The sequence below is a fragment of the Roseovarius sp. genome (genome assembly GCF_027019125.1).
Classification (GTDB): Bacteria; Pseudomonadota; Alphaproteobacteria; order Rhodobacterales; family Rhodobacteraceae; genus Roseovarius.
The window spans coordinates 1-1,752 of sequence record NZ_JALUXE010000013.1 but is presented as its reverse complement, the minus strand read 5'-3'; the positions used below and the strand labels follow the sequence as shown (position 1 = coordinate 1,752).

General features: G+C 64.7%; 2 protein-coding genes. One reads left to right on the top strand and one right to left on the bottom strand.

Annotated features, from left to right (window positions below; genetic code table 11):
* Window positions 1–995 (top strand): aminotransferase class III-fold pyridoxal phosphate-dependent enzyme (locus MVC20_RS06035; RefSeq protein ID WP_297539448.1); only part of this gene is annotated, 995 nt, incomplete at its 5' end.
* 26 nt (window positions 996–1,021) lie between these two features.
* Here MVC20_RS06035 and MVC20_RS06030 read toward each other — a convergent pair.
* On the bottom strand, window positions 1,022–1,752 hold a 731-nt coding region (locus MVC20_RS06030), incomplete at its 5' end, for an SDR family oxidoreductase (protein WP_297539446.1).

The window sequence follows — 1,752 nt, the reverse complement described above, 5'->3', positions numbered from 1 at the left end:
ACAACGCCCGCGGCAAGACTGCGAAGAAGAAGATCATCTCCCGCAAGCGCGCCTATCACGGCGTCACGGTCGCCACCGCCAGCCTCACGGGGCTTGTGCCCAACCAGCGCGATTTCGACCTGCCGATTGACCGTATCCACCACGTCAACTGCCCGTTTGCCTATCGCGAGGCGGAACCGGGGGAGACGGATGATCAGTTTACGGACCGCCTGGCGAAGGAACTGGACCAGTTCATCGAGCATGAAGGCCCGGACACGGTGGCGGCGTTCTTCGCCGAGCCCATCCAGGGTGCGGGCGGCGTTCTTATCCCGGCCGACGGCTATTTCCCCAAGATCAAGAAGGTGCTCGACAAGCACGACGTCTATTTCGTGGCCGATGAAGTGATCTGCGGCTTCGGGCGCACGGGCAACATGTTCGGATCGCAGACCTTCGACATGCAGCCGGATTCAATCTCCGTCGCCAAGGCGCTGTCATCGGCCTATCTGCCCATCGGCGCGATCACCATTGGCGATGAGATGTATGAGGCGATGCTGGAGGAAAGCCGGAAGATCGGCACCTTCGGCCATGGCTATACCTATACGGCGCACCCGGTCTGCGCGGCGGTCGCCATCAAGACGCTTGAGATCTACAAGAAGCGCGACATCGTCGGCCATGTGCGCAAGCTCGCACCGGTTTTCGAAGCGCGCTTTGCAAAGCTCGCCGACCACCCGCTGGTGGGCAATGCGCGGGCCAAGGGGCTGATCGGCGCGGTGGAGCTTGTCGCCGACAAGGCCACCAAGCGGTCGTTTGATCCGGCGCAGAAGGTCGGCATCACCTGCCAGATGAATGCGGAAGCCGAGGGTCTCCTGTCACGCGCGCTGGGCGGCGACATCGTGGCCCTGTGCCCGCCGCTGATCATCCAGGAAGACGAGGTCAACGAGATGTTCGACCGGCTGGAGCGGGCGCTGGATGCCACCGAGCACTGGGTCACCAAGGAGGGCCTGCGCACCGCCTGAGGGTGTTCCCGTCAGACGTCCTCCTGTCAGACGTGCTGGCCGCCATTGATGTGGATCTCCGCACCGGTGACGTAGCTCGACTGCGGTGAGCACAGATAGAAAATCGTCTCCGCCACTTCGGCAGGCTGGCCGAGGCGGCGCATGGGGATTTCCTCGACGATCTTCTCGGTGCCCGGTGACAGGATCGAGGTATCGATCTCGCCCGGCGCGATGGCGTTGACGCGGATGCCGCGGGGACCGAAATCGGACGCCATCTCACGGGTCAGCGCGGCCAGCGCCGCCTTGGAGGTGGCATAGGCGGCCCCGGCAAATGGGTGCACGCGGCTGCCGGCAATCGACGTCACATTCACCACCGCCCCTTGCGCCTTTTCAAGCTCGTCCACCAGCCCGCGCGCCAGGAAGACCGGGGCAAAGAGGTTGACGTGGAAGACGTGCAGCCAGTCGGCCAGCTCCGTGTTCATCGTCCCCAGCCGGCCGCCATCGGGGCCCTTGGGGCTGATGCCCGCATTGTTCACCAGCGCGTCCAGGCAGCTGTCCTGATCGCGCAGGCGGTTGCGGATTTCCGCCACCGCGCGCTCGGTATCGTCCGGGTCCGACAGATCGACCTGGATGTGATCCTCCGGTCCCGCTTCCCACGGGCAGTTTTCCGGGAAGGCGTGGCGCGAACAGGTGATGACCCGCCAGCCTGCCTGCGAAAACCGCATGACGGTGGCGTGGCCGATGCCGCGGCTGGCTCCGGTGAGGATGAGGGTGCGTT